The sequence below is a fragment of the Altererythrobacter sp. CAU 1778 genome, assembly GCF_054482795.1.
In genome coordinates, this window is sequence record NZ_JBTLRP010000001.1 from 333,415 (window position 1) to 353,494 (window position 20,080).

Here is a 20,080-nt window from a genome sequence, read left to right on the forward strand (position 1 = left end):
TATGCCTTATCGCGCTCCAAAGTCAATGTTTTGCTTTTGCGCTCGCTCCGACGCAGCAGGTCGGAACCGGGTCAATCCTTGCCCGGATTGGCCATCGACCCGTTCGAAAGGTCTTCGCGGATCTGCTTGCGCGCCTCCTCGATGCGCTTCCAGAAATCATCGACAGCCTTTTGAACGATCTTGCCGGGGTATTGTCCTGGCTCATATTCACCTTCCGAAGTCTCTTGAGCCACGTCGAAGGAACCTTGGTTGGCGATATGCCTCGCAGAGGTGAGTGACTTGGACGTACTCTCGCTAATCGCAACGCCATGCTTGTCGAGGAACTTCGTTATCTGATCCTCAAGACTCCCGAACTTGTCTGCAATGATAACTTGAGCATCTGACCAATCGGGATCGGGAAAATGCGGGGTTCCCAAAATGCTATCGTGCAGCCGGAAAAATTCCTCGGCGGCCAGTAGCTCACGGTCGAACAATAGCTCCTGGCGTTTTAGCTTGAAGCGCAGCTTTTCAGCCTCGACTTCCAGTTCAGACTTCTGTTTTTGCAACCATTTCGGGAAAATGTAGCTGGATAGCAGGCTGCCAACAGCGCCTGCGATCAGCCCATAGACGCCGAGTAAACTTAGCTTACCGATTTCCGTTGCCAACCAATCCATCAAATCCCCCTATCCGACGCGTCATGCCGCTATGCTTTAAGCCGCCTTTGCGCTGGTCATTTTGGTGTAGAGTTCGAAGAGCTTTTCGAGGCGCTCGGTGTCGTTTTTGAAGCGGCGGCCGATGTAGATGCGTTCCAGGACTTCGTCGTTGCGATCGTGCGCGTGGCGGAGGTTTTCGGGCATCTTTTCCGGATCGTAGAGCTCGGCGATGGTCTTGGGGAAATGCGCCTCGCGGGCGAGGAGGATGTCCTCGGCGCAGCGGGTCAAGTCGGCTTTGTGTTGTGCAGTCAGCTTGGGTGTGGGGAAGGTGTTCCAGCCAAGCGTATTTGTGTACGAGTATCTCCGCTCGAGACGGCCACAAACGGTGCCGACCCAAACGATCTGCAGTCGCGACGCGAGGATCGAAAAGGCAACCAGGTCACCGTCGAAGATGCCATATGCCCGGTTCGTAATCGTGTGATGGGAGTCGAGCAAATCAACCGGCAGATAGTCGCGCTTCTCAGATGAAACAGCGGGCATCGCTACCAACGCCGCTTCTGCGATATTCATTTCGCGGAAACGGTGCGGGGTGGCGCCTAGTGCTTTTATGGAATCATCTTTGTTACCTTCACGCAACGTGCGAACCTTCGCAAGTCGCTCCGATAGCGGCTCGATTTCCATTGCCTTTTTCAGGTCTGCGTCCTCAATCCAAACGCAATATTTTGGCTTCCCATCAATAATTTCGCTCGATCCACTTATGCGTCTGATGAAGGGGCTCGCCGCCGGACTTTCTAACAGAATCGAATCTCTTTCCTGCATTGAAAGCAGCAAATGCCCACCCTCGTAGGGCATGTTCCCCCGGAGCATCTCGCCAAGTGAGGAGATCTGCGCTCCTTGCTTTTGTATTATCGTATCTATGTTGGGGACTAAGTACGGACCGATTTTTGACGCCGAGAGCGCCACTGTGTCCCCGTCTTCCTCATAAAATAGCGTTGCCTGGTTTGACGTAGACCGAGACAAACCGACTATTACCACGGTTACGCCAGCGTTGTTTGCAGCTAAATTCTGCCACTTAAAATCAGTATGTGCGAAGGCGATACGATTGCCGTCCTTGAGGACGATTGGCCAAAGTAGGATTGCGTGCTGCCCTTGGCAAATAGTGTTGATCGCCACGAACGCACCAGTAGCCTCAGCTACCCTGTTGTATTGGACGAGCTTCAGAAACCATCCTGAGACATAATTTAGCGACTTCCAAGAACGCGTGTGCGCTTCAAAAAGATGGCGCAGATCGTCCTTTTGTTCGTTGCTCTGATCATTGGTCCAAACGTAAGGAGGGTTGCCGCAGATGTAAGTCTCGCCTCCCTCGTTCTCGAAATCGATCTCTGCTTGATCTAATGGCGTGTTGAAAAGATCATCGCCCCGAAGTTTTACTGAAGAGCCGGTTGATCGACAGATGGTTAGCCAGTCCATCCGAAGTGCATTCCCGCAGGTGATCCAGTTTTTGCTATCGAGCGGCAGGAAGTCGGCGAGCGCCTCCTTTTGCCCACGATAGAGCACGTCACACTGGAACTCGGCGATGATCAGCGCGAGGCGCGCAATCTCCGCCGGGAAGTCGCGCAGTTCGATGCCGCGAAAATTGGTGAGCGGGATGTCGCTGTCGCGCTCACTCTCGCCGCGCCGCTTGTTTATCTCGGCCTCGATCTCGCGCATCTGCTTGTAGGCGATGACAAGGAAATTGCCCGATCCGCAGGCCGGATCGAACACCCTGATCTTCGCCATGCGGCCCCGCAGATTGAGCAGCTTGCGGGCATTGTCGCCTGCTTCCTCCAGCTGCTGGCGCAGGTCATCCAGGAACAGCGGGTTCAGCACCTTCAGGATGTTCGGCACGCTGGTGTAATGCATGCCCAGCGCACCGCGCTCCTCATCATCGGCGACCGCCTGGATCATGCTGCCGAAAATATCGGGGTTGATCTGTTTCCAGTTCAGCCCGCCGATATGCAGCAGGTAACTGCGCGCCATACGGCTGAAGCGTGGCACCTCCACACTGCCTGAAAACAGCGCGCCGTTGACATAGGGAAAGGCATCCGCGTGGGGCGGGATGTTCGCCGCCTTGCGATAGCGATCGTCCAGCTTCCCTTCGTGCCGCCTGGGCGTGTCCATCGCGCGGAAGATGTTGGAGATAATCTCGTGCGTGTTGGAGCTTTCCCGGTCGCTGAACCGCTCCACCGTGGAGGTGAACAGGCCCTCTCCGTTGAAGATGTCGGTATCCTCCGCAAAGAAGCAGAAGATCAGCCGCGCCATGAAATGGTTCATGTCGGGCCGGCGCTCAGCCGTGGCCCAGTCCGGGTTCTCTTTCAGCAGCTCGACATAGAGCTTGTTGAGCTTGCTGGTGGCGCGGATGTCAAAGCTGTTCTCGCGGATTTGCTTGACGGTTGTGATGCCCGCAAGCGGCAGGAACGCGCCGAAGTGGTTCGGGAAATCGCTGTAAGTGCAGGCGACGGATTCGCCGTTGACCAGATCCTCCGCCTGCAAGTCGACGCCATCCGTGGCGAGGATGAACTTGGCTTTTGCCGCGCCCGTCTTGGGGCTTTCGCGCAGAGCCTTCAGCGTCTCGTCGACCGTGCCCGGATCGCACGTGGCGATGTGGATGTTGTTGCGCTGGAGGACGCCGCTGGGAAGGTCAGAGGCATTCGTTGTCCCGGCCCGCAATTGCTTCAGCGTGTTCGCCTTGCGCCCGAAGGCTTCGAGAAACGCGAATGGAAACTCCGCCCGGTCAAATGGCTGGGCGGCCAGTTCTGAAATTGCTTCTTCGATCTCAACAGCATTCATGGTGCGATACTTGGCCGAGAGGCGGCTGATTCACAAGACAGGACAGGGATTTGCCCGAGGGAAACGGGCAGTGGATGCGGTGCCTCGTGTTCGGCTCCCAGAGTTCTTCCGACCCTCTAGAACCACCCCCTTTTCATGACCTGATCACGCCCCTGACCGAACCCGGACAGGCGCTGCAACCCGCGCCCATTCGGACCGTGTTGCCACGCTTCGCGCGGCTGCCCGCACCACTCCGATCGGCGGGGTTCCCCTCGCATACGCTCGGTGCAGTCCTGCCCGTGCCCGGCCTCATCGGGGCTCAGTCAAAGGGATGGCCCCTTGGACGGATCGAATGCCTCGAAAGGACACGAACAATGAAGAACACCGTCACACTGGTTGGCTTTGTCGGCAACACTCCCGAAGTCCGCGAAACTTCCGGCAGCGCCACGATCACCAGCCTGTCGCTCGCCACCACGCGCAGCTTCAAGGACAGCGAAGGCAACCGCCAGACCGAGACCGAATGGCACCGGGTCACCTGTTTCAACGGCATCGGGAAATGCGTCGCCGAGCATGTCGCGAAGGGTGCCATGATCATGGTAACAGGCCGCATCCACTATAGCCGCTGGACCGACGCCGAGGGGCAGACCCGCTACGGCTGCGAGATCATCGCGGAACAGGTCGATTTCCTTGCGAGGGCGAAGGAAGGTGGGGCGGTAAAGGCCGCCTGATCGCTACCGTAATCTGACGCTATCAAAAAGGCCTCGCTGGCACGATCCAGCGGGGCCTTTTGCCGTGCTTGGGATTGGTCTAACTTCCGTTCGCTACTTTACCGCGCGGGCGCGGAAATCCTTCTGGAAGTGGTTGGAAAACCGCTTCAGAACGAACTGGCGAAATGACTGGTCACGTGGGGGAATATGGGAAATGGGAGGGCACACCGTACCCGGAGATCCGGTAATTGGGATGCGAGGATTTCTGCGGGTTTTGCTGAGATTTCGGGAGTTGTCGCCAAGTAATGTCATCTGATGTCACTCTGCGATCCGCAACTCGCATGTGAGTTGCTCGCCACTAAAGCATTAATTTAAAATTGAAAATTATCGTTTTCCTACAGGGCGATCGCTGCCGTAGACTGATGTCAGTCCAGAGGGGGCAATGGGCCGAGGAGGGGCGGCCAAACGTCAGGTGACGCCGTGCGGTTTGCCCTTCAATGCTATGTCGACGAAGACCTTCATGCCCTTGTTAAAGCCGCTGCTGATGCAGCGCATATGAGCGTCAGCCAGTGGCTGAAACTCACAGTCATCGAGGCTCTGGAGCAGCCCCAGGACGAGGCGTTCCGCGATCAGGTTCTGGCCGATCTGCTGTTCACCAAGATCGCCCTTGATGGGTGGCTTCGCACGCACAAGGATAAGGAACTGCGGGACCGCGTGGTGGTCGCTTACCAACGACGCATTCGCGAATATCGCGAACGCAAGGCAGCCACGCGTGCTGGGCGCTGAGCGATGCTTTCGGTTGCCAATGTGCGCTCTGCAGGCGGTGCTGCGAACTACTTCGCCAACGACAATTACTACACCAAGGCAGACGCTGATCGGTCCGGCATCTGGGGCGGTAAGGGTGCCGAAAGGTTGGGTCTTACAGGCACGGTTGATGCCAAAGCGTTTGAGGCGATTCTGCGCGGCGAACTGCCCACTGGCGAACGGATCGGGCACCAGGGGCAGTATCACCGCGCCGGGACAGACCTGACCTTTTCGCTGCCCAAAAGCTGGTCGCTTCTGGCGCTCGTCGGCAAGGATCAACGGATCATCGACGCGTACCGTTCGGCGGTCGTCGAAACCCTCCAATGGGCGGAGAAGAATGCGGCCCAGTATCGCACCGAGAAGGGTGGCAAAGAGCGACTTCATGCCAGCGACAACCTGACCGTCGCGCTGTTCCAGCACGACACCAATCGCAATCAGGAACCGAACCTGCACTTCCACGCCGTCGTCGCCAACATGACGCAGGACAAGGACGGCAAGTGGAGAGCGCTGCGTAACGACAAGCTGTGGCAGCACAATACCTTGCTCAATGCCATGACAATGGCGCGCTTCCGAATCGAGGTAGAGAAGCTTGGCTACTGGATCGGCGCATTCGGAAAGCATGGCAATTTCGAAGCCAAGGGCATCGACCGTAACGCGGTGATGGCCTTCTCGACGCGACGGCAGGAGGTGCTCGAAGCCCGACGCGGCGGCGGGCTCGAGGCTGGTCTGGTGGCGACGCTGGCGACCCGGCAGGCCAAACAAAGCGATGTCGATCGCGGTGCCTTGATGGCCCAATGGGAAGGACAGGCTTGGGATCAGAGGCTCGACCTTGAAGGCATGGTGCGCGACGCGAAGCTGCGTTCACACGAGTTGACTGTTGCGGCAATGAAGCGGGCAAATGATCGCCCCACTTTACTTGAACGGGGCAAGGCAATGATCGCCAGCGTTGCCGAGAAAATGGGCATCAAGGAGGGCGATCCGCTCATTCCCAAGCGGCTTCATATGAAAGGCCGGGAAGATATTGCGACGGCCCACGCGGTTGCATCGGCGGTGCGGCATTTGTCCGAGCGGGAGGCGGCCTTTAAGGCCACCGATCTCGCCAAGGCTGCGCTCGATTTCGGGTTGCCGACGACGATGAAGTCAGTCGAAAAACGCATTGGGCAACTCGCGAAGCAGGGCGCGCTGTTACGCGGGCGAGGCTCGCAAAAAGGGTGGTTGACCACATCCAATGCGTTGGCGCTGGAGACTCGCATGTTGGCCGAGATCGAGAAGGGCAACGGCGCAGCTCATCCTATCCTCGACGCGCAGACCGCAGGACCGTATCTGCAAGCTTCGGCGGCTATCAACTACGGCATGAAGCTAAACGCCGGCCAGGAGGCAGCAGGCCGATTGATCCTGTCTTCGAGCAATCGCGTCGTAGCCGTCCAGGGTGTGGCAGGAGCGGGCAAATCAAGTATGTTGCGCCCACTTAATCAGCTTCTGGAAGAGCATGGCAAGAGGGTCATCGGTCTCGGGGTCCAGAACACACTGGTGCGCATGCTGGAGAAGGATACGGGCATTCCGTCGATGACCTTGCACCGCTTTCTTGGACAGAATCGTAAGCTCCTTGATGGCTCGGCAGGCAAAGCCGAGATCGCCGCTGCGCGCGAAGATTATCGCGACACTGTTCTCGTTCTCGACGAAGCCTCAATGGTTTCTACCCGCGACCAGGACCGCCTAATCCGTCTTGCCAATCTGCTCAAAGTCGATCGCCTCGTTCTCATGGGCGACGAAAAACAGTTAGGGGCTGTCGAAGCGGGCAAGCCCTTCGCTCTTGCGCAGCGCGTCGGGGCCGAAACGGCGCGCATGGATCACAATCTTCGTGCGCGCTCAGATACATTGAAGAGGGCGCAGCAGGCGGCCCAGTCGGGCAGAACCAGCGATGCACTCGAACATCTCAAGGATCATATCGTCGAGGTCCAGGAGGACAGCGCAATCGTCGCGGCGGAACGCTGGCTGTCCCTTCCGCCTGCCGAGCGCGAACGCACATCGATCTTCGCGGCAGGTCGTCGGTTGCGCTCCGAGATAAATGCCGCCGTTCAAACCGGGCTCGCCGCCAATGGCGAAATCGGACCAGCAAGCGCAAGGCTTGCGGTTCTGACCCGTGTGAATGCGACACGCGAGGAATTGCGCTACGCGCGCAACTATCAACCGGGCATGATGCTTGAAGTGGCAAGCCGCCAATCGCGCCATAGGCTTGGGCGCGGAAGCCATGAGATCGCCGCCGTCGATACTGAGAAGGGCGTTGTTACGCTTCGCGATGAGCGGGGGCATTTGCGCCGCTTCGTGCCAGCGAGGTTGTCGGCGAAGGGCAGCGACCAAACATTGCAGCTGTTCGAGAAGAAGGATCTCGATCTGTACACCGGAGACGCGATCAGATGGACTGCGAGCGATCACCAGCGCGGAATGATAAATGCAGACCGCGCAACCGTGACCGCGATCGATCAGGATGGGGTGACCGTCACCAGCTCCAGCGGCATGGAGCATAAGCTGAAGCCGAATGACCCGATGTTGAAGCGGATCGACCTCGCCTACGCGCTCAACGCTCACATGGCGCAGGGCCTCACGGCAGATAAGGGCATCGCCGTGCTCGACAGTCGCGAGCGGCGACTGCTCTCGCAGCGCAATTTCCTCGTCACGATCACGCGCCTGCGAGACGAGCTCACGCTGATTGTCGACAACCGAGACAAAGTTGGGCGAGGGATTGCGACCAATCTGGGCGAGAAGACATCAGCCGCTGAAATCACCGAGCGACTTGGCATATCGGCGGCGAAGGGATTCAGGCTGGGTCAAATCCAAGCGACTAACTCTGATCGACAGGCTGAACCCGAGAAGGCTCCCGAGCTAGCCAAGGAGCGGGTCAAACCGTTCGATATTGGCCTTTGATGGTTTGACTGGAATTGGGCCGCTAGCTGAATGGCGGCTATTGGCGACGATCTGGCTGATGCCGCCATTCAAGGTTCCGGAGCGCGCTCACCAGCCTGAAATCTGCCGAAGGCTAAATGGGCGTCAATCGACCGAAGAATCGTCTGAAAATCAGCGCCTAACTGGTCCTGGCGACCGGGAACCTGTTCGGCATAAGCGCGATGGGTGAGTACGCGCGAGCGGATCGAGGGCGATCGATGGGCGAACGCGACCTTTTCCGGCGAATCGAGACCCTTGCGAATAGCGATCGCAAGGATTTCCAGGACCGCGGGATTAGCTGAAACCTTGCCGGCCTCGTCAAGTGCATGTTGGACGAGCGCGGTGAGCGCTCCCGCAATCATGTAGAACCTCCGATTCATTAGCCGCAGCACGAAGTCCCGGGACCGTTTGCAGGTCCTGATCTGGGCGGGCATGACGCCAAGTGCAGCCTCAATGGTGGCGAACGGAGCACCACTCAGCCAAGCTCGCAGAGCCGGCTTCAACAATCCTATCTCAGCGTCGGTGCTATCTCCCCCGGTCTTCCGGCCGCGCGTGACCGCCTTGACCGTCTCAACATCGCGGCCGAAGAGCAACGCGTAGCTACGCCGGTCGGCGATCATGAAATCGACTAGCCAATCGCACCAATCGATGATCGATGTCGGCAGATCGTCAATCTCTGCCGTAATGCGTGTGGTGAGCGCCGTCAGAGGTTCGAGCTGCATGCCGCTGAATGCGGCGACCTTCACCGTCACAACCTCGGCTGCTTGGGCATCGGCGTCAAGCGCTCCCCTTAGCGAAGCGATCTTGGCATCAAAAGCCGCCTCATTGCCGGCCCTTCGTGCCTGAAAGGCTGCGAACGAACGGCTCATCATTTGGATCGGGCGATCGACATCCTGCTCCTCGCCGTCGCCAGCGCGCAAGCGGCTCAAAAAGTAGCGTACATCTGGGGAATCAACGTCGCCGAGCTGGATGCGGTCGAGCAAGGACGTCAGAGGGTCGTCGATCATGACGCATTGGTCGTTTGTAGGCAGCACCTTTCCGAGCATATCGAACGCCGCGCCGGTCGGAACCCAATTCGCGTCAAAGGCGACCGGCGGCTCTGGAATCAGCAGGACTGTCCCGTTGGCGAGGTGGCCCGCGCGGCCTGCGCGACCGGCAGCATTAAGAATCTCGTGGCCTTTGAGTGGCTCGCGCCCATCTTCGTCATGGCGCATTGTCCCTGCCAGGATGGCGACCTCAGCCGGCAAGTTCATACCTTGGGCGAGCGTCGGCGTCGCAACGATAATGCTTGCGCCGTCGCGTCGCCGAAAAAGCGACTCAGCCATACGTCGCTCGATAGCAATCATGTCACCATTGTGGGGTAGCGCGGGCGCAGTGGGATCCAGCAGCGAGTGCTGCGGCCCACCGAGCTCGGCGATGATCTCGGTCCAGAGATTGTTCTCAAATTCTGTAAGTGCGCCAACAGGTTGGAGGCCAGCTCTGATTCGTCGCGCGGTGCTGGGAGCGTGATCGGCCTGATTGACAAACATGATTGTCTTCAATCCTGCGCGAGCGGCACTAGCGGCGAAGGAACCACCGACTTCGTTGGAGTTTGGAGTTGCTCCGCCGACGCCGTAGTTCAACCGCACGTTGCCGTCAGAAAGTCGAACAATGCGGCGATCGGCAGGTGCGTTGCGCGCCCAGGCGTTGTGCAGCCCGAAGAGGGCGAATGGCACCAACTCAAGCGGTGGCTTGTTCGCAGGCTGTCCGTTGCGCTTGGCGAAATTTGCAGCTCGGACGACCTGATTCGCCCTGGTCAGCTGGTTTTCCGAATAGGTAACGACGCCGCGAGCCTGTCGGCTAGGCTTCCACGGGTCGAGAAAGCTGATGCAAGGACGGCCAGTGAGCTGGCCGAGCCACTCCGCGACATCAGGGGCGTTTTGCAGCATCGCTGACAGCAGCAAATAGTCGGCATCGGGCGCTCGCCGGAGGGCATGAAGGAGACAAAGCATCGCGTCGACGCTCCGCGCGCCTCCGCCTGTTGGGCTTAGGAGGTGGCATTCATCAAAGACGATTAGGCCTAGTTCAGTGACGTCCGCATCGGCAAAGCTAAGAACTGCGAGTAGACGCTCCGGCGTCATCACCTCGATCGCGCCAAGTTCAGGACCGGAGATAAACGCGACGAGATCTCCATCGGCTGAAATCTCGTAATTGGCGAGGCTCTTAGGGAAGCTTTCGGCAAGGTCGTCGCGTAGCTGATCGACGAGTGCCAACGTGGGAACAAGGAAGATTACCTTCCGGCCGGCACTTAGCGTCGCGGCAATTTTCAATTCGGATAGGGTCGTCTTCCCAGCCCCGGTGGGCAGAACTAGGACACCGGAGGTGCCGGCGTCGAGAAATCCAGTCGCAATGGCTTGGCGATGATTGGGCCAAAGCGTAGGCTTTGTCAGAGCGCGGTGGCGCAGCCAGCGCCGCCAGGCCGGTTCGGCCGCTCCGACAGGCGCCGGTAGATTGGCTATGCCGGCTCCCTCTAGGCCATCGGCAACATGCCGGAGCAATCGTGCAAGATGACGTGGGCCGGCATAAGCTGAGACGAGGCGGGCACCGGGCCCAGGTGCTTCGAAGTTGGCGACGGCCAGTTGCGTGACGCGATCGAACAAGGCCTGTGGGGTGTCCAGGAGTGGATATGCCAGAACGGGCGGTACTTGGGCGAGAAGGCGTGCGACCAGATGGACGAGGCCGGCCCAGCAGAGGCCATAGAGACCCTGTGTCGCCTGTTCGGTGAGGCCTTCGCCCGGAGAAGGCTGTAGGCGCGCCAAGCGTTCCGCGCGCTCGAGGATCGCGGTGAACCTCTCTTGCGCCAAATCCTGGATGCTCTCGAGCAGGGCCCCGCGGTGAATGTCTTCGAGGCGGTCGCCAGTGAGCCCGCGCGTCGCCTCACGCGCATCTGGGCTTTGCTCGGCGATCAGAAACAGCAGCGGCGCGGCAATCCGCGGATGGATTGCCGCCGCACTTAGGAACGTGGTGCGGTCAGGTATCGCAGGCAATACGCGTCCGAGAATCTGATAGGCCGTGCCGGCGACAAAAGCTGCGGCCCGGCGTGCTTCGCCGTCGACGGTGTCATCGACTTGTGCTTCGTAGACTGCCGCAATACGCGAGAGACGTTCGATCTGGGCAATATAATCCGGCGCGTCGGCAAGTTGCGCCGCGCGAAGGCGCAGGCCGGCAAGCTCGGCGTAAATACTAGTGAGTTCTTGTGGCAGGATTTGCGGGTCGATACCGCGCAAAGGCGGTGCCGATCGGATGAGCGCCGCAGTTTCAGCGTCGAACATCGAACGCCTCGATTCTTGCCCAAACCCGTCCAGAGAAATCTTCGAACCATGCGCGCACGTCGTCGAGCGGCATAGTATCGCCGCCGCGCGTGGTGACATCGCCGGCAATCGTGTCATAGCCCGAAAAAAGAGCAAGGCGCTGCTCGGCAGTGAAGCCGCTTGGCGCAACGGTTAACGAAGCCTGGAATGCGAGCGGTCGCGTTCGGATCAGCTCATCGTAGGCTACGTTGCGTTCTTGGGGTGTGAAGCCCAAGCCAATCAAAAGTGTGATCGCTGCCTGCGCGAGTTGGTTGTCGCGCTCTCCCGAAACATATTCCCGAAAAGCCGCGAGGACGTCCTGCGAGAACAGCTGCCGCCAATTGGTCGTGCATTTGTACTCATAGACGGTTGCTCGTGTAAGCGTCCGCGTCCCCGGATCGATCGTCACCTTGACGCAGTCGGTACCTTGGTTGGTCGCCTTCAGGTGCGGATCAGAAATTGCGTCGTCAACAGTCGCGGTCAAGCGGGCAGCGACCCAGCTAATGATTTCGAACAAGAGGCCGTCTCGATGCCAGATCTTTGGATCGGTTTGGGGATGCAGTTCCAGGCGGAGCTTTTCCTTTAAAGCCGCGCTAACGATCGGAGGCGTGCCTGCCGGATGGACGCCGTCGAGAATCATCGCGGCGTGAAGTGCGCGGCCTATGAGGATTTGCGCACAAACCTCGGCCAGCTCGTCCGGATCGGCGACAGTCCAGACCGACCCCAAGCACTGCGGCAATATGGCTGTGGGTTCTAAGACAAGGGTCACTCGCTGCCCTCTTCGTCGGTAGGCCGTTTCCCGCGGCGGGCGGCGATCGCGTCATCGACCATGTTATTCAGGTTGAGGCCGATCCCGGCGATGTTGGGCTGAACCATGAACCAGCGCGACATCGAGCTGATCCAGTCGAGAAGGCGGCTTGATTTTGGCACTGGCGTACCGGCCGAAATCGCGGCCCGTGCTCGTTCAATCGCGAGTTGATACCTGACGTTCTCATGAGCGAAGTATTGCCGAACTGGAGAGATCGCCTTGAGCTTGGCGGCGGCATCGTCGAGCCTTGCTCTGTCGCGCAGGGCGATAGCGATGGCCGCATAAGCGATTGCGTAGTCTGCGCGTTCCGGCACCTCCAGAGTCTCGAAATCGACGGATTCGATGATCTCGAGCGCATCAATCGCGCGGCGCTGCATCAGCCGGCAGCTCGCCTCGAAGATGCGGCAGGCAGGGTCGCCGTCCAAATCATATCCCGCAGAATAGGCAGCAGCACCGTCTTCCCATTGCCCGGCTAAGCGGAGAACGTCACCGAGACAACGATTGACGTGACCGAGGCCGGCGGGCGTCCAGTGATCTGTCAGCTCAACGAGTGCCCGCAGCCGTTCGGACGCATCGTCAAAATAAGCTCGATGGTGTTTCGCGATGCCGGCCACTTCCAGCAGCTTGCAGAACCACAATTGCGTGTCAGGCCCGAACGGTCGTTCTTCTTCGGATTCCCGCGCGGCGTTGAGCGATTCATCGCAGACCGCAATCGCGCCGGCGGTGTCGCCTGCCAACGTCAATTCCACACCCTTCGCCGCCGCGTATTGGATGCGGTCTCTTCGCGATGTCGTCAGCTCGAGGACACGATCATAAAGGCGCAGCTTTTCGACGAGCGGGATCGTATCCCCATTGATGTCGATGTGGAGCTGGAGAACATCGAGGTCTGCTTCCTGCGCCGTGATCAGCCCCAGCTTGGCCAATTCTCGCCTAGCCCCCGCGGCGTCGTCGAGAAGGTGTGCCACCATCGCCTGGTGGTAAGTCAGCTTTCGCTGCCAGCGTGGATCGTCGATGTTGGCACGCAATCGTTCGAACACTTGAGGCAACTCTGCCAACCGGCTGAGGCGTCCGTATATACCAGTGAGCTGCTCGACGGACTCGTGTAGCGCCTCAATGTCGATGCTGAGGATTGCAATTCCCTCTGGCGGCAGCCGTCGCATCAATGGCACCGTATTGGTGCGGTGGTAGATCGTATATTGCGTGAGGTCTGCGCGAATGGCGCGAAGTACCTTAGGCCATTGCTTATTACGCGCAGGTTCGCGCCACGCTTCTCCCATGGCAAATCCGGGCAAATGGTCGCGGCAGCACTGGCGGAATTGCTTTCCCGATCCGCAAAGGCATGCGTCATTGCGGCGCGGATACGCTAATGGACGAGACGTCGCGGATTTCATGTTCTTGTCGCTGTTGGTCGCAAAAATTTCGATTGCATGATCGGTGCAACGTCCCGCTTCATTTTGGCCAAAAGCTTGCTCGCCAAATACTTAGCAGAGGCTCGCCGAACAAGAAAGATTTCCGAACGGCTTGTGTGAGTTCAAATTCTATTTCGGCAGATCATTTGAAATCAACTTAACCTAGGGATGACCGACGGGCGGCTTGAGCTGATCGGCAAATCCGAGGTACTCCCTGCACTTTCGGGCAGTGTTTTGATTTTTTTTGCGCATGTGCCAACGGCTGCTTTCAGACAATTAGCGTCGGAACTTTAATGACCGAAATTGGGGCGCAAAGCCGCCATCCGTATTCGCACGTTCAGCCGGCCACGAAATTCGCCCAGTCCGCCATCATTGGCTTGCGCTTGCCGAGATAGTCCGTGCGTCGATAGGCCGCTTCGACTTTGTTTGTGATCGTATGGGCCAGTGCTGCCTCTGCGACCTCGCCTGGATAGTTCGTCTTTTCCGCAACCCAATCGCGAAACGATGAGCGAAAGCCGTGGACGGTATAATCGTGGCCTTTGTCGCGCAGAATTTTCAGCAAGGTCATATCGGAAAGGTGCCGACGCGGGTTCTGGCCCGGAAAGATTAGATCGCTGACAGGGGAGCGAAATGCTTTCGCTCGCTTAAGAACGTCCAAGGCCGCTTCCGAAAGCGGGACAACGTGGGCAGTCCCTGCTTTCATGCGTTCGGCGGGGATCGTCCAGAGCTTCTTCTTGAGGTCGATTTCGTTCCAAGAGGCACCGCGGACTTCGCCGGAGCGAGAGGCGTTCAAGATCACAAACTCCAAGGCAAGACGACCGACCGAGGAGCGCCCGCGCAGCCATGTGAAGAACGCGGGGAGTTCCTGATAAGGCATTGCTGACAGGTGGCCTTGCTTCTTGGGCTGGCGCGGCAAGCCACGGAGTACCGACCGCATCGGGGCTTCAGTCTCGCGAAAACCCTTGGCGCAGGCCCAATCCAGTACCGATCCGATTCGTTGCCGTACCCGCCGCGCGGTTTCTGGCTTCGTCAGCCAGATCGGAGAAAGCGCATCGCGGATTGCAGGGCCCTCAATGTCCGAAACGAGTTTGTCGCCCAAAGTCGGGAAGGCATAGGTTTCAAGCGTCTTGATCCATTGGGCTTGGTGCTTGCCGTTCTTCCACGCGGCCTTGTGTTCTTCATGCACGAGCTTGGCAGCGTCGCTGAAAGTGGGGATGACCAACGCTTCCTTTTCCCGCTCTGCGAGAACGTCGACGCCCGCTTTCACCTCCTTGCGGAGAGCCCGCGCGGCCTCGCGAGCATCGGCCAGCGGCAGCTCGGAAAGTGGACCTAAACCGAAGTCTCGGCGCTTTCCATCGGCCTGAATGCGGACAATCCAGCTACCTTTACCCTTTGCGGCGAGTTTGAGGATCAAACCCTCTCCATCTGAATAGCGACCTGGTTCTGTGAGATTCTTTACTCCCATCGCCGTCAGTTTGCCCATTGCTCGTTCCTCTCAGACCCACATCCAGACCCACACTCGACGCCGGATGCATAAGAACATATAGGGAACTATGCGGACGGCGAAAAGCGAAAAAACGCCGCATTTCTGCGGGTTTGAGGACTATAAGGGATTGTCTGGGAAAAGCGAGGTGGCGGAGACGGAGGGATTCGAACCCTCGATACCCGGTATGGGTATGGTTCCTTAGCAGGGAACTGGTTTCAGCCACTCACCCACGTCTCCGGGCACCTGTCGGCTGTAGGGGGCGCGCTATAACGGCGGTGGGGGCAGGCGGCAAGTGGCTGACGCACGAGGACGTGAAAGAAGCTGTCGAACCTCGTCCGGACTCGTCTTGCCGCAAAACGGATTCGCTTCGTCGAACAATTCATTGTCGCTTCAGCCGCATGGGCCTCTGGTCGCGCACGGATCACTCTGTTTACGCAAAATCGGACGGTATTATGGGCAAGTCGGGCAGCATGGGTTGGAAGAGGCTGGCGCGCACGGGTGCGCTGGCACTGGCGGCCCTCGGCATGAGCGCGGGCGGCGCGGCCATGGCGCAGATCGAACAGATCGACCCCAACTCGGCTATCGATGGCGATCTGGAACCGTCTGCGCAGGCGCAGACGGGCACCGCGGGCGACTACGATATCGGGGCCGAGGAAATGCCGGGCGAACCGCCGCTGACCGGGACCGACCCCGTCTACGCCGAGCCCGTCGTCACCACGAGCGAACCTTCTCAGGCCGCCGCCCAAGCGACTGCCGCGCCTGCTGCTGCGGCCGCGCAGGGCGATACCTACAAGGAAGACGACCTCATCGGCGCGGCCGAAGGCGTGTTCGGGAAGGGCGCGGAAGGCCTGGCCCGCCTGATCGAAGACCTGCTCGAAAAGCAGGGCGAACCTAATGCCTATATCGTCGGACGCGAAGGTGGCGGCGCGTTGATCCTCGGCGTGCGATATGGCTCTGGCACGATGTTCCACAAGGTCGAGGGCGAGATGCCGGTCTACTGGACCGGCCCGTCCGTCGGCTTCGATGTCGGCGCGAATGCCGGCAACACCTTCGTGCTCGTCTACAATTTGTGGGATACCGACGAACTCTACGAGCGGTACCCCGCGGGTGAGGGGCAGGCCTATTTCGTGGGCGGCTTCAACGCCAGCTACCTGCGCAAGGGCGACGTCGTGCTGATCCCGATTCGCGTCGGCGCGGGCCTGCGGCTGGGCGTCAACGCGGGCTATATGAAGTTTTCCAGGAAGCAGCGCTGGCTGCCCTTCTAGGTCGCATAGAAAGTCTGCGGGTAACGATCCCGCGCAAACATGTTGCGGAAGGCGCCGTCGCGCGGCATGGCGCGGCGCATCATGCTCGAACGCCTCGACCAACAACCGCCCGACGCGCTGCTTGCGCTGATCAAACTCCACGCTGCAGACCAGCGGACCGACAAGATCGACCTCGGCGTCGGCGTCTACCGCGATGCCGATGGCGGCACGCCGGTTTTCCGCGCGATCAAGCAGGCCGAGGCCGCGCTGGTCGAGAAGCAGGACAGCAAGAGCTATCTCGGCCCTGAAGGCGACATGGGCTTCGTCGAGGCGCTGATGCCCTACGTCTTCGGCAAGGACCCGACCCGTGGCGGTCGCATCGCCGGGATGCAGACGCCCGGCGGCACCGGCGCTGTGCGTCTGGCCGTGGCGCTGGCAAAGCAGGCGGGCGTGCGCCGCGTGCTGATGGGCACGCCGAGCTGGCCGAACCATGCGCAAATCCTTGCCGATGTCGGCCTGGAAGTCGTCAGCTTCCCGCATGCCAACGCAGATGGCAGCGCGGACGTGGAAGCCCTGCTTGCCGCTCTTTCGGATGCGAACGAATGGGACGCTGTGCTTTTGCACGGCTGCTGCCACAACCCGACGGGCGTCGACTACACCAATGACGAGTGGGACCGGATCGCCGCTGCGGTGAAGGACAGCGGCGTCTTCGCCATTGTCGATACCGCTTACCAAGGCCTCGGCCACGGGCTGGAAGAAGACGCCTACGGCACCCGCACCATGGTCGACGCGCTGCCCGAAGCGCTGATTGCCTACAGCTGCGACAAGAACTTCGGCATGTACCGCGACCGCGTGGGCGCGCTCTACATGATGGTCGAACATCCCGACCAGATCGACACCGTTACGTCGAACGCCAACGCGCTGGCGCGTGCGGCGTGGTCCATGCCGCCCGATCACGGTGCGGCGGCGGTTCGCCTGATCCTGCGCGATAGCGACATGACGCAGGCCTGGCTCGACGAGCTGGCCTCGATGCGCCAGCGTATCAACAGCGTGCGTGAACGGCTGGCGGCGGCGGACAATGACGTGCCGTCCCTCAACCTTGCTGCGCTGAAGGAACAGAACGGGCTGTTCGCCATGCTCCCCTTGTCGAAGGATCAGATCGCCGCGCTGCGCGAAGATCATGCGATCTACATGGCAGGTTCGGGGCGCATCAACGTCGCCGGACTGACCATGGGTAATGTCGAGAAGTTCATCGACGCGCTGAAAGCGGTCACCGCCTGACATGGACCGCCAGCCGACGCTTCAGGGCGAACGGCTGCTGCTGCGACCGCTGACGGCGGACGACTGGAGCGCGCTCTACGGCGTCGCGCGCGACCCCCAGGTGTGGGAACAGCACCCGATACACGATCGCTGGGACGAGCAGGTATTCCGCGCCTTCTTCGAAGATGCGCTGGCGAAGGGTGGTGCGCTGGCGGTTCTCGACATGCGTGCCAACGACGGCGAGGGCGCAGTCATCGGATCGTCCCGGTTCCAGGCTTACGATCCGGAGGAAGGCGGCTCCGTCGAGATCGGCTGGACATTCCTCGCCCCGCGCTACTGGGGCAAAGGCGTCAACCGCGAGATGAAGCGTCTGATGCTCGAACACGCCTTCCGCTATGTCGAGCGGGTCGATTTCCGCGTGGGGGAGACCAATTACCGGTCCCGCATCGCGCTGGAAAATATTGGCGCAGTCCGCACCCGGCGTACCGAGCTCGACCAGTATCGCGGCAAGCGCGTGCTGCACATCTATTACGAGATCGCGAAAGAGGAGTTCGCGACCGGGCCGTTGATGACCTGAAACCGGTCAGCCCGCGAGCGATTGCATTCGCATGAGGTAGCGCGCCAGCACGTCGATCTCCAGATTGACCCGGTCACCGCTCGACAGCGTGCCAAGCGTCGTAACCTCCGCCGTGTGCGGGATGATGTTCAACTGGAATTCCGCCGTGCCGTCGCGATGATCCGTTACCGCGTTGACCGTCAGTGAGACGCCGTCGACGGTGATCGATCCCTTGGGCGCGATGAAGGGCGCGAGTTCCTGTGGCGCGCGGATGGCGAAGCGGATCGAATCGCCGGTCTCCTCGCGATAGGTTACCGTCCCCACGCCGTCGACATGGCCGGTCACGATGTGCCCGCCCAGTTCCTCGCCCAGTTTTAGCGCGCGCTCCAGGTTCAGCCTGTGTCCTTCGCTCCACATGCTGTCGTCATGGGAATCGCCCGTCTTGGTCTTGGATACGGTTTCTTCCGAGACATCGACGTCGAACCAGCCGCCGTCGTCGTCCTGCCCGCGCTCGACGACGGTCAGGCAGACACCCGAACAGGCAATCGAAGCGCCGATGTCGATATCCGACGTATCCCACGGGCAGCGAATCCGCGCGCGAAGGTCGCCGCGTTGTTCCGCGCGTTCGATATGGCCGATGGCCGAGACGATCCCTGTAAACATCAGGCGCGGTCGTAGACTTCGAGCGTGTCGTTGCCAAGCACGTGGGTATTACGCAGGCGCCATCGTCCGTGCGCTTCCGACATAGCGTCGATACCGAGCGGACCGATGGCAGCAATGCCATCTCCGCCGAGCAGAATGGGCGCGCGATAGATCAGCAACCGGTCGACGAGCCCTGCCTCCAGAAACGACGCCGCCGCCCCGCCGCCGCCTTCTACGAAGAGGTATTGCACACCTTCCAGCTTGGCGATGGCGTGGGGGTCGTTGATGACCTTTACTCCGTCAGGCGGGATGCCTCGGGAGAGGAGGATGCGGGCGGGGGAGCGGGTTTCGAGGCCGGGCAGGCGCACGTCGAGCGCGGGCCTGTCGGCGCGCCATGTCCCGCCGCCGACGAGAATGGCGTCGGCCCGCGCCCGCTCCCGGTGGGTGTGCGCGCGGGCCTGAGGGCCGGTGATCCACCGGCTCTCGCCCGAAGCGAGCGCGATCCGCCCGTCCAGCGACATGGCGATCTTCAAGGTGACGTGCGGGCGGCCGTGTTGCCGCTGCATGAGGTAACCGGCCAGAGAGGCACGACTGGGCGCGTGGTCCACCATTTCGACCGCAATCTTGGCTCCCCGCAAACGGGCCGCGCCTTGCCCGGCAGTGCGAGGGTCAGGGTCGACGCATCCGATCAGCACGCGGGCAGGCTTCGCCTCGCACAGGAGGTCCGCGCAGGAGGGGCCGCGCGGGCTGGCATGGGCGCACGGCTCCAGCGTGACGTAGACGGTGGCACCGCGCGCTGCCGCGCCCGCCTGCTGGAGCGCGATTGCTTCGGCATGAGGCCGCCCGCCTTCCTGCGTCCAGCCGCGCCCCACGACGCGGTCGTCCTTTACAATAACGGCACCGACACCGGGGTTGGGGCGGCTGATGGGACGCGCGCGTTCCGCCAGTCGCGCGGCGGCATCCAGCCAGCGCAGCTGGTGCTCAGTCGTCGGCAATGTTGGAAGCCTGCAATCGCTCCTGCGAAGGCGCGGCGCCGGAGGCTTCGGCAGCTTCGTCCTCCGCAATCTCGCGCTCCATCGCATCGGTGTCGATCCCGGTCGCTTGGCCGAGTGCCCGATAGAGTTCCTTGCGGCGTTCCTCTGCCCGCGCGATGGCGGCGCGCCGCTCGTCCTGCTTGATCTGGTTCGCTTCGTTGCTCGCGATGATCTCGTCGTCGCTGCGATTCGGCGCGAAGGAGGTGATGTAGGTCACCACCGGGCGTTCCGGGTCCTTGCGCTGGCTTTCGGGGATGAACACCATGAAGACGGCGAAGGTCAGCGCCAGCGAGACGCCGAGGACGTGCCAGCGGTAGGGTTGCGGGCGCGCGAGTTCATGCGCGAGGTCCTTGGCCGCGCCGACCGGGGAAATCTTGCGGAAGAAGGCTTTCATAGCCGCAAGATAGTGGCGGCAGGT

At 60.6% G+C, this 20,080-nt stretch carries 15 protein-coding genes and 1 tRNA gene; 6 read left to right on the forward strand and 10 right to left on the reverse strand.

The features are described 5' to 3' along the window. Nucleotides 1-71: 71 nt before the first annotated feature. Entirely contained in the window at nt 72-653 is a 582-nt protein-coding gene (locus ACXYN8_RS01495; RefSeq protein ID WP_458887509.1) for a hypothetical protein, read from the reverse strand. A gap of 36 nt (nt 654-689) precedes the next feature. Beyond that, nucleotides 690-3,461, reverse strand: coding sequence for a class I SAM-dependent DNA methyltransferase (locus ACXYN8_RS01500; RefSeq protein WP_458887511.1), 2,772 nt, complete (start codon nt 3,459-3,461; stop codon nt 690-692). Between the two features lie 353 nt (nt 3,462-3,814). On the opposite strand from ACXYN8_RS01500, the gene ACXYN8_RS01505 reads away from it, so the two are divergent. The 3 genes from ACXYN8_RS01505 to mobF all read left to right on the forward strand — a co-directional run bounded on the left by ACXYN8_RS01505 (nt 3,815) and on the right by mobF (nt 7,876). Continuing rightward, nucleotides 3,815-4,168 (forward strand): single-stranded DNA-binding protein, encoded by a 354-nt coding sequence (locus tag ACXYN8_RS01505; protein ID WP_458887512.1) that lies wholly within the window; start codon nt 3,815-3,817, stop codon nt 4,166-4,168. A 534-nt stretch (nt 4,169-4,702) separates the two neighbouring features. Then, a complete protein-coding gene (locus tag ACXYN8_RS01510; RefSeq protein WP_063612448.1) occupies nt 4,703-4,933 on the forward strand; it encodes a hypothetical protein in 231 nt (76 codons plus the stop codon). Nucleotides 4,934-4,936: 3 nt separating this feature from the next. Continuing rightward, the gene (mobF, locus tag ACXYN8_RS01515; protein WP_458887513.1) at nt 4,937-7,876 is read left to right on the forward strand and encodes a MobF family relaxase; all 2,940 of its coding nucleotides are present in this window, start codon (nt 4,937-4,939) and stop codon (nt 7,874-7,876) included. A gap of 68 nt (nt 7,877-7,944) precedes the next feature. Here mobF and ACXYN8_RS01520 read toward each other — a convergent pair whose 3' ends face one another. The 5 genes from ACXYN8_RS01520 to ACXYN8_RS01540 all read right to left on the reverse strand — a co-directional run bounded on the left by ACXYN8_RS01520 (nt 7,945) and on the right by ACXYN8_RS01540 (nt 15,163). Next, complete coding sequence (locus ACXYN8_RS01520; protein WP_213177243.1) at nt 7,945-11,205, reverse strand: DEAD/DEAH box helicase; 3,261 nt, start codon at nt 11,203-11,205, stop codon at nt 7,945-7,947. After that, on the reverse strand, nt 11,192-11,992 hold the full coding sequence (locus ACXYN8_RS01525; protein ID WP_458887514.1) for a hypothetical protein: 801 nt from the start codon (nt 11,990-11,992) through the stop codon (nt 11,192-11,194). Before ACXYN8_RS01525 ends, ACXYN8_RS01520 begins: the two co-directional genes overlap by 14 nt. After that, a complete protein-coding gene (locus ACXYN8_RS01530; RefSeq protein WP_213177241.1) occupies nt 11,989-13,422 on the reverse strand; it encodes an SEC-C metal-binding domain-containing protein in 1,434 nt (477 codons plus the stop codon). Before ACXYN8_RS01530 ends, ACXYN8_RS01525 begins: the two co-directional genes overlap by 4 nt. 355 nt (nt 13,423-13,777) lie before the next feature. Further along, a complete protein-coding gene (locus ACXYN8_RS01535) occupies nt 13,778-14,923 on the reverse strand; it encodes a tyrosine-type recombinase/integrase (RefSeq protein ID WP_458887515.1) in 1,146 nt (381 codons plus the stop codon). Nucleotides 14,924-15,072: 149 nt separating this feature from the next. Beyond that, nucleotides 15,073-15,163 (reverse strand) — tRNA-Ser (locus tag ACXYN8_RS01540). Between the two features lie 215 nt (nt 15,164-15,378). On the opposite strand from ACXYN8_RS01540, the gene ACXYN8_RS01545 reads away from it, so the two are divergent. The 3 genes from ACXYN8_RS01545 (at nt 15,379) to ACXYN8_RS01555 (ending at nt 18,007) form a co-directional block, all read left to right on the forward strand. After that, nucleotides 15,379-16,191 carry a DUF1134 domain-containing protein gene (locus ACXYN8_RS01545; protein WP_458887516.1) on the forward strand — a complete coding sequence of 271 codons (813 nt, stop codon included), beginning with the start codon at nt 15,379-15,381 and terminating at the stop codon, nt 16,189-16,191. Between the two features lie 81 nt (nt 16,192-16,272). Further along, entirely contained in the window at nt 16,273-17,451 is a 1,179-nt protein-coding gene (locus ACXYN8_RS01550) for an amino acid aminotransferase (protein WP_458888879.1), read from the forward strand. A gap of 1 nt (nt 17,452) precedes the next feature. Further along, the gene (locus tag ACXYN8_RS01555; RefSeq protein WP_458887517.1) at nt 17,453-18,007 is read left to right on the forward strand and encodes a GNAT family N-acetyltransferase; all 555 of its coding nucleotides are present in this window, start codon (nt 17,453-17,455) and stop codon (nt 18,005-18,007) included. 6 nt (nt 18,008-18,013) lie between these two features. Here ACXYN8_RS01555 and ACXYN8_RS01560 read toward each other — a convergent pair whose 3' ends face one another. From ACXYN8_RS01560 to ACXYN8_RS01570, 3 genes are read right to left on the reverse strand one after another with little or no spacing between them, the layout of a single operon-like run. Then, nucleotides 18,014-18,649 (reverse strand): riboflavin synthase, encoded by a 636-nt coding sequence (locus ACXYN8_RS01560; RefSeq protein ID WP_458887518.1) that lies wholly within the window; start codon nt 18,647-18,649, stop codon nt 18,014-18,016. Further along, complete coding sequence (ribD, locus tag ACXYN8_RS01565; RefSeq protein ID WP_458887519.1) at nt 18,649-19,623, reverse strand: bifunctional diaminohydroxyphosphoribosylaminopyrimidine deaminase/5-amino-6-(5-phosphoribosylamino)uracil reductase RibD; 975 nt, start codon at nt 19,621-19,623, stop codon at nt 18,649-18,651. The genes ACXYN8_RS01560 and ribD overlap by 1 nt, the downstream gene beginning before the upstream one ends. Beyond that, on the reverse strand, nt 19,610-20,056 hold the full coding sequence (locus ACXYN8_RS01570; RefSeq protein ID WP_458887520.1) for a hypothetical protein: 447 nt from the start codon (nt 20,054-20,056) through the stop codon (nt 19,610-19,612). Before ACXYN8_RS01570 ends, ribD begins: the two co-directional genes overlap by 14 nt. Nucleotides 20,057-20,080 lie beyond the last annotated feature (24 nt).